The 7,584-nt window shown below is 63.3% G+C and carries 7 protein-coding genes; 4 read left to right on the forward strand and 3 right to left on the reverse strand.

The features are described from left to right. Positions 1 to 118: 118 nt before the first annotated feature. Positions 119 to 1,330 (reverse strand): pyridoxal phosphate-dependent aminotransferase, encoded by a 1,212-nt coding sequence (locus IAE39_RS28470; protein WP_012313392.1) that lies wholly within the window; start codon positions 1,328 to 1,330, stop codon positions 119 to 121. Positions 1,331 to 1,496: 166 nt separating this feature from the next. Between IAE39_RS28470 and msrB the strand changes: the two genes are divergently transcribed. Both msrB and IAE39_RS28480 read left to right on the forward strand, forming a co-directional pair. Continuing rightward, on the forward strand, positions 1,497 to 1,892 hold the full coding sequence (gene msrB / locus IAE39_RS28475) for a peptide-methionine (R)-S-oxide reductase MsrB (RefSeq protein WP_201207799.1): 396 nt from the start codon (positions 1,497 to 1,499) through the stop codon (positions 1,890 to 1,892). Between the two features lie 13 nt (positions 1,893 to 1,905). Continuing rightward, positions 1,906 to 2,394 (forward strand): glutathione peroxidase, encoded by a 489-nt coding sequence (locus tag IAE39_RS28480; protein WP_201207800.1) that lies wholly within the window; start codon positions 1,906 to 1,908, stop codon positions 2,392 to 2,394. Here IAE39_RS28480 and IAE39_RS28485 read toward each other — a convergent pair. Next, positions 2,384 to 4,741, reverse strand: a complete 2,358-nt coding sequence (locus tag IAE39_RS28485; protein ID WP_201207801.1) for a hybrid sensor histidine kinase/response regulator — start codon at positions 4,739 to 4,741, stop codon at positions 2,384 to 2,386. The two genes, IAE39_RS28480 and IAE39_RS28485, sit on opposite strands and share 11 nt — an antisense overlap. A 148-nt stretch (positions 4,742 to 4,889) precedes the next feature. Here IAE39_RS28485 and IAE39_RS28490 point away from each other — a divergent pair, with 148 nt between their 5' ends. Continuing rightward, on the forward strand, positions 4,890 to 5,777 hold the full coding sequence (locus tag IAE39_RS28490; RefSeq protein ID WP_201207802.1) for an ATP-binding protein: 888 nt from the start codon (positions 4,890 to 4,892) through the stop codon (positions 5,775 to 5,777). Continuing rightward, complete coding sequence (locus IAE39_RS28495) at positions 5,778 to 6,260, forward strand: GAF domain-containing protein (protein ID WP_201207803.1); 483 nt, start codon at positions 5,778 to 5,780, stop codon at positions 6,258 to 6,260. Between the two features lie 128 nt (positions 6,261 to 6,388). Here IAE39_RS28495 and IAE39_RS28500 read toward each other — a convergent pair whose 3' ends face one another. Then, complete coding sequence (locus tag IAE39_RS28500) at positions 6,389 to 7,156, reverse strand: hypothetical protein (protein WP_201207804.1); 768 nt, start codon at positions 7,154 to 7,156, stop codon at positions 6,389 to 6,391. Positions 7,157 to 7,584 lie beyond the last annotated feature (428 nt).

Here is a 7,584-nt window from a genome sequence, read left to right on the forward strand (position 1 = left end):
CGTAGGAGCGGGTTTACCCGCGAAGCGCCGCGCGGGCGGCGCTCGATCTCCGCGCCACCACCAACCCTCCGTCGAACCTCCGGCGCGCCCCGTCAAACCCCGGCGCCCCCGTCGAACCTTACTGCGAATAAGTCCGCAGGAAATTGCCAATCCGGCCAATCGCCGCTTCCAGGTCATCCACCCGCGGCAAGGTCACCACGCGGAAGTGGTCCGGCCACGGCCAGTTGAACGCCGTACCCTGAACGATCAGCAGCTTTTCCGACAGCAGCAGGTCAAGCGCGAACTTCTCGTCGTTGAGGATCGGGCACACCTTAGGGTCGATCCGCGGGAACGCATACAGCGCGCCCATCGGCTTCACGCAGCTAACGCCCGGGATGTCGTTCAGCAGCTCATAGGTGCGGTTGCGCTGTTCCAGCAGGCGCCCCGGTGGCAATACCAGGTCGTTGATGCTCTGGTAGCCGCCCAGCGCGGTCTGGATGGCATGCTGCGCCGGCACGTTGGCACACAGGCGCATGTTGGCCAGCATGTCGATGCCTTCGATGTAGCTTTGCGCGTGGTGCTTGGGCCCGGAAATGATCAGCCAGCCAGAACGGAAGCCCGCCACGCGGTACGACTTGGACAGGCCGTTGAAGGTCAGGCACAGCAGGTCGGGGGCCAGCGAGGCGGTGCTGATGTGCACGGCTTCGTCGTACAGGATCTTGTCGTAGATTTCGTCGGAGAACACCACCAGGTTGTGCTGGCGGGCCAGCTCCAGCATGCCCAGCAGCAGCTCTTTGGAGTACACCGCGCCGGTCGGGTTGTTCGGGTTGATGATCACCAAAGCCTTGGTGTTCGGGGTGATCTTGGCCTTGATGTCTTCAAGGTCGGGGAACCAGTCGGCCTGCTCGTCGCACAGGTAATGCACCGGCTTGCCGCCGGCCAGGCTCACGGCCGCAGTCCACAGCGGGTAGTCGGGCGCCGGGATCAGCACTTCGTCGCCGTTGTTCAGCAGCGCCTGCATCGACATCACGATCAGCTCGGACACGCCGTTACCGAGGTAGATGTCCTCGATGGTGACGCCTTCGATTTCCTTTTGCTGGCAGTACTGCATCACCGCCTTGCGCGCGCTGAACAGGCCCTTGGAGTCGCTGTAGCCCTGCGCGGTGGGCAGGTTGCGGATCACATCCTGGAGGATTTCGTCAGGCGCCTCGAAACCGAACGGCGCCGGGTTGCCGATGTTCAGCTTGAGGATGCGGTGGCCTTCCTCTTCCAGGCGCTTGGCGTGCTTGAGCACTGGGCCGCGAATGTCGTAGCAGACATTGGCGAGCTTGTTCGATTTGCTGAACTGCATGATGGGATCCCGATTGAGAAAACGCGCAACCCACGTCGAAACGTTTGAAAGGGCAGGAAGCGGGTGCCAGACTGAACGCCTGGCACACGAAGCCAACTAATATACGTGCCACCCGCGCCCCGGAAAAGACGGTGCGGGGTGAAATTCAGCCTGCCGAGGTCCCTGCATGAAAAAGATCGAGAAAACCCTGGAAGAATGGCGGTCGATGCTCGACCCCGAGCAGTACCAGGTCTGCCGCCTGAAGGGCACCGAGCGACCGTTCAGCGGCAAGTACAACAGCGAGCGCCGTGACGGCATCTACCACTGCATCTGCTGCGGCCTGGCGCTGTTCGACGCGCAAACCAAGTTCGACTCCGGCTGCGGCTGGCCGAGTTTCTACGCGCCGATCGAAGACAGCGCGATGATCGAGATCCGCGACACCTCCCACGGCATGATCCGCACCGAAGTCACCTGTGCCCGCTGCGATTCGCACCTGGGCCACGTGTTCCCCGACGGCCCGCCACCGACTGGCCTGCGCTACTGCATCAACTCGGTGTGCATCGACCTGCGCCCACGCGACTGACCGGAGCCTGACCATGGCTGGATCGATACTCGACATCGCCTGCGTAACCCTGGGCGGCGAGCACAAGAAGCTCGGCGACTTCCCGGGCAAGGCGCTGCTGGTGGTCAACACTGCCAGCCAGTGCGGCTTTACCCCGCAGTACAAGGGCCTGGAGCAACTGTGGCAGGCCTACCGCGAGCGCGGCCTGGTGGTGCTGGGCTTTCCCTGCAACCAGTTCGGCAAGCAGGAGCCGGGCGATGCGCGGGAAATTGCGCAGTTCTGCGAGCGCAATTTCGGCGTGAGCTTTCCGCTGTTTCGCAAGATCGAGGTCAACGGCCCCGGCACCCATCCGTTGTATGTCGAGCTCAAGCAACGCGCCCCGGGCCTGCTCGGTTCGCAGAAGATCAAGTGGAACTTCACCAAGTTCCTGGTCGACCCGGTCAGCGGGCAGGTCAGGCGTTATGCCCCGACCACCAAGCCACAGGCGCTGGAAGCCGACATCGAGCGCCTGCTCAGCCGTTGACTGGCACCCAGTGGTCGACCAGCGCCAGCAACTCTTCACGGCGAAACGGCTTGGCCAGGTAGTCGTTCATGCCCGCCGCCCGGCAGCGTTCGCGCTCTTCGGGCATGGCGTTGGCGGTGAGGGCGACGATGGGCAGGTGTGGCCAGCGGCCGCTCTGGCGGATGCGCCGGCTGGCCTCGTAGCCGTCCATCACCGGCATGTTGCAGTCCATCAGCACCAGGTCGAAATCGCGCTGTTCCAGTAATTCCAGGGCCTCGGCGCCCTGGGTGGCCAGTTGTACCTGGCAGCCGAGCTTGGCCAGCATGCCCTTGGCCACCAGCTGGTTCACCGGGTTGTCCTCTACCAGCAGAATGCGCGCACGGCCTTGGCCAAGGGTAATGGCTGGGGTGGCCAGCGGGTGTTCGGGCTCATGGCCTTGCAAGGTCCGGCGCAGCGTCTGGTACAGGGCGTTGCGCGCCAGTGGCCGGGCCAGCTGATGCAGCGGTGCCAGCGCCAGTGACTGCTCGTTGGGCAGGAAGTTGCCGTAGGCGGTCACCAGCAGGATCGGGGTTGCCAGTGCCGGGCGCAGTTCGAACAGGTGGTCGACGTCGTCGGTGATCAACAGCTCCATCGCGGTGGCGTCCAGCGTCGCACGGCTGTCATGGCGCTGGTAGCTCAGGCCCCAGGCGGGCAGCAAACCCTGCAGCAACTCATTCAGCCCACTGCCGGCTGCACTCAGCACTGCCACGCGGCCGTGCAGCGGCGGCGGCGCGATCGCCTCGGTGTGTACGGTGAGCGGCAATTCGGCCGTAAAGCAGCTGCCAAAGCCGGGCTCCGAGCGGATATGCAGGTGACCTTGCATGGCTTTGCACAGGTTGCGCGTCAGCGCCAGGCCCAGGCCGGTGCCGCCGTACTGGCGGGTGATACCGGCGCCGGCCTGGGTAAAGGGCTGGAAGATGCGCGCCTGGGCCTCTTCGGGGATGCCGATGCCGGTGTCGCGCACCTCCAGGCGCACGCCACCGACAATGGTCACCAGGCGTACGTCGACGCGGCCGAAGCGGGTGAACTTCAGGGCGTTGGACAGCAGGTTGCTGACGATCTGCCGCACCCGCGTGGGGTCGCCCAGTACGCTGCTGGGGAAGTTGCCGGCGATCAGGCAGGTCAGTTCCACGCTTTGCGCGGTGTTCTGCGACAGCAGGTTGGCGGTGTCCTCCACCATAGAGCCCATGTCGAAGGCAATGCGCTCCAGTTCAAGTTGGCCGGCATCGAATTTGGACAGGTCGAGAATATCGTTCAGCAATTCCACCAGCACCTTGCCCGAGTCGTGGGCAATCGCCAGTTGCTGGCGTTGCTCACTGGGCAGCGGGCTGTCCAGTGCCAGGGCAATCATGCCGAGCATGCCGTTGAGCGGGGTGCGGATTTCGTGGCTCATGTTGGCGAGGAAGGCCGCGCGCGCCTGGGCCATGTCCAGCGCCCGGCTGCGGGCCTGTTCCAGTTCCTGGTTGGACAGGCTGAGGCTGCTGTTGCTGGCCTTCAGTTCGTCGGTGCGCGCCGAAACGATGTCTTCCAGTTCGTTCAAGTACTGGGTCAGGCGGTTTTCTGCAGTACGCCGCTGCTCGATTTCGGTGGCCATGCTGACGAACTGCTGGTTGGCGACCTTCACCAGCACACCGATCTCGTCGTTTTCGTGCCCGTGCGGGCATTCCAGGCGGGTTTGCCGGGGCTTGCGCGGGTCGCTGCCGCTGAGCGCGCCAATCACGGTTACCAGCGGCTTGGTCAGCATCATGTAGAACAGCGCCAGCAGGATGCCGGTCAGCACCAGGCTGCGGGCAAAGCCGTTGAGCAGGGTGATGCCGGCGCGGTCGAGAAAACGCCCGCCAAAGGCGTAGGTATCGACGTCCAGGTACAAGGTGCCGAGGTATTCCTCGGGCATGTGGGTGAGGTACAAGCGCTCTTTGAACTGGCGCTGCTCGCCGAACAGGAAGTCGCTGAGCGGCCGGTAGCTGTCTTGCAGGCGCGGGCGCTGCACATCGGCCAGCACGGTTTCGTTGTTGTCGATCAGCCGGGCGCGGATGATGGCCGGCGACTGCAGCAGGCCGCGGGTCAGCTCCAGGGCCAGTTCCGAGTCGATGTTGTAGGCAATGCGCGAAGCCGGGTTGTGGCTGATTTGCAGCAAGGCGTGCACTTCGCGGTTGATGGACGCGTCTTCGCTGGCATAATCGATGCCGATCTGGATGAGACTGAGCAATGTTCCCAGGATGAAGCCGACCAGGACTGTCAACCGGGCTTGCTTGTATGACAGGCGATTGGTGAACTTGATATCCATGAGTCCCGAGCCGGTTTCCCGTTCCTTGCGCTGCGCAAGCATAGCCGAACAACCCCGGCTACTGGTGGGTCTGTCACACATTCAGCCTTGATTGCTCTATTGGCTGTGCCGGCCCCTTCGCACTGTGGGAGCGGGTTTACCCGCGAAGAGGCCGGCGCAGCAAACCCAAATCTGATCTGAAGGAACCCTGATGGACGCTCGCTTGATTGCTTTCCTCGACCGCGCCGAATCGGTACTGGCACGCCTCGAACCCCTGTTGCCCGCGCAACGCCCGAACATCGACTGGGCCACCACCCTGGCCGCGCGCTGGCAGCGCGATGGCCGCAGCGGCTACCTGCTGCCGCTGGAGGTCAGCCTGGACATTCGCCTCACCGACCTGATCGGTGTCGACAAGCAACGTGACCAGCTCGGCCGCAACACCCACCAGTTCATCAACGGCCTGCCGGCCAACCACGCCCTGCTGTGGGGCTCGCGCGGTACCGGCAAGTCGTCGCTGGTGCGCGCCCTGCTGGCCGAACACGCAAGCGCCGGCCTGCGCCTGATCGAAATCGAACGCGACCACCTGGCCGACCTGCCACGTGTGGTCGAGCAGCTGCAGAAGCTGCCGCAGCGCTTCATCCTGTTCTGCGACGACCTCTCGTTCGAAGCCGGGGAGGGCGACTACCGGGTGCTCAAGAGCGTGCTCGACGGCTCGCTGGAGCAGGCCCCCGACAACGTATTGCTGTACGCCACCTCCAACCGCCGCCACTTGGTGCCGGAAAAACAGAGCGACAACGAAAACTGGAAGATGGTCGACGGCGAGCTGCACCCCAACGAAGCGGTGGAAGACAAGATTGCACTGTCTGACCGTTTTGGCCTGTGGCTGTCGTTCTACCCGTTCAGCCAGGAACACTTCCTCGACGTGGTCGAGCACTGGATCGGCCAGCTGGCGCGCCCTGCGGGGCTGAGCTGGCAGCGTGACGAAGCCCTGGAAATTCTCGCCGTGCGCTGGGCCACCGGCCGCGGTAACCGTAATGGCCGTTGTGCCTATCAGTTCGCCCGCTACTGGGTCGGGCTGCAATTGCTGGAGCAAAAGTAAATGATCGACCTTAATGCCAGTGGCGCCGGCCTCGACGGCTACAACCTGCTGGCGGCGCAAGTGCAGGCGCTGTTTGCCGACGAGCGTGACTTCATCGCCAACGCCGCGCAGTTTTCGGCGTTTCTGTACAACCTGGTGGACGACCTGAACTGGGCGGGGTTCTACCTCAACCGCAACGAGCAACTGGTGCTGGGCCCGTTCCAGGGCCAGGTGGCTTGCGTGCGCATTCCGTTCGGCAAGGGTGTGTGCGGGGCGGCGGCGGCTACCCGGCAAACCCAGCGGGTGGAGGACGTGCATGCGTTCCCGGGGCACATTGCCTGTGACAGTGCGTCGAACAGCGAGCTGGTGATCCCGCTGGTGAAGGAGGGCAGGTTGATTGGTGTGCTGGACCTGGACAGCCCGAAGGTCGGGCGGTTCAGCGAGGCGGATCAAGTGGGGCTGGAGCGGTTGGCGGCGATCTTTCTGGCGCTGACTGACTGCTGATTGGTATGTCGCCTGTACTGGCCTCTTCGCGGCTAAAGCCGCACACAGGGACCGAAATCGCCCTCAGGCCTGATGCGGTCCCTGTGGGAGCGGCTTTAGCCGCGAAGGGGCCAGTACAGGCTTAAGCATCAGTCGTACATCACCTTCTTCTTCCAGGTCTCTTCCTCATCGGTCTTGAGCCCGTCAGTCAGTTCGTTGTGCTCATCTTCGGCCGGTGTCATGCGGTCCAGCACCTGGGCGTTGGCCCGGGCCAGCAACTTCTCCAGGTACGTCAGCTGCTCTTCATACACCTTCGGCTCCGGCTGCTTGCGCAAATACTGCACGCCGCGCTCGAAGGCCAGGCGTGCCTGCCCCGGCTGGCCTTTCTGCAGGGCTTGCTGGCCAAGGTTGTTGAAGAACTCGATGTGCAGCAGCACCAGGATATGGCGTATTTCCTTGACCCAGTGCTTAGCCTCGACAGCGGGCAGGAAACCGTCCTGGGCGGCGCGGGTCACCTGGTTGTGCAGCGCCTCCAGCAGAAAGCGCACGTCCTTGGCCTTGACCTCGGTCTGGATCGGGTTGGGCGGGTTGTTCACCGGGATCTTCTCGCCCAGGCCAATCAGCCCTTCCAGTTCGGCAATGCGTGCCTTCAATGCTGCGTTGTGCTTGTCCACCGCCAGCTGGCGCTGGTTCAGGTTGAGTTCCAGGCGGGTCAGCAGCAGTTTAAGAGCCGGGGTCATGAACTGGCCGGGGAAGGTCTCGGTGATTTCGCCACAGCGGCGCAGGCGGTCGGCCAGCTCGATCTTCAGCCGGGCGCGCTCAAGCTTGCCGTTCTCGACCACATTGTTGAGGTAGCCGATCACGATCAGCAACGCGATACCCGCCACGATGAGCAGGGTGATCAGGAGTGGTGTCACCGTTAATGCCTCATTGAAGAAGAATTACAGCTTTGAGTGTAGTGAGTTTGCGGGGGGGCGAATAGCCGCCGTATGCCTGTGCTGGCTCTTTCGCGGCTAAAGCCGCTCCCACATGTACTGCATCGCCCTTGGGCCTTGTGCAATCCCTGTGGGAGCGGCTTTAGCCGCGAAAGGGCCAGCACAGGCAACCCCCTCTCTCTATATCGTCCACCCACCCCGCATCTGCACCCCAACCCACCCGGAAGTCATTGATTTAAATAAATTTCTACAAAGGGGTTGACGCCTGTTCGAACCATCCATAGAATGCGCGCCACTTGCAGCGTAAAGCACACAGCGAAACGCGGCAGGGAGTGAAAGCAGGCAGTAATGCCAGCAGCGTGTCCCCTTCGTCTAGTGGCCTAGGACACCGCCCTTTCACGGCGGTAACA

The organism is Pseudomonas sp. S37, from assembly GCF_016658545.1.
Classification (GTDB): domain Bacteria; phylum Pseudomonadota; class Gammaproteobacteria; order Pseudomonadales; family Pseudomonadaceae; genus Aquipseudomonas.

Bases quoted from the DNA above. Each gene is read 5' to 3' on its own strand.
- msrB (WP_201207799.1), top strand. From the start codon at position 1,497: ATGAAAAAGATCGAGAAAACCCTGGAAGAATGGCGGTCGATGCTCGAC.
- IAE39_RS28470 (WP_012313392.1), bottom strand. From the start codon at position 1,330: ATGCAGTTCAGCAAATCGAACAAGCTCGCCAATGTCTGCTACGACATT.
- IAE39_RS28485 (WP_201207801.1), bottom strand. From the start codon at position 4,741: ATGCTTGCGCAGCGCAAGGAACGGGAAACCGGCTCGGGACTCATGGAT.
- IAE39_RS28480 (WP_201207800.1), top strand. From the start codon at position 1,906: ATGGCTGGATCGATACTCGACATCGCCTGCGTAACCCTGGGCGGCGAG.
- IAE39_RS28490 (WP_201207802.1), top strand. From the start codon at position 4,890: ATGGACGCTCGCTTGATTGCTTTCCTCGACCGCGCCGAATCGGTACTG.
- IAE39_RS28495 (WP_201207803.1), top strand. From the start codon at position 5,778: ATGATCGACCTTAATGCCAGTGGCGCCGGCCTCGACGGCTACAACCTG.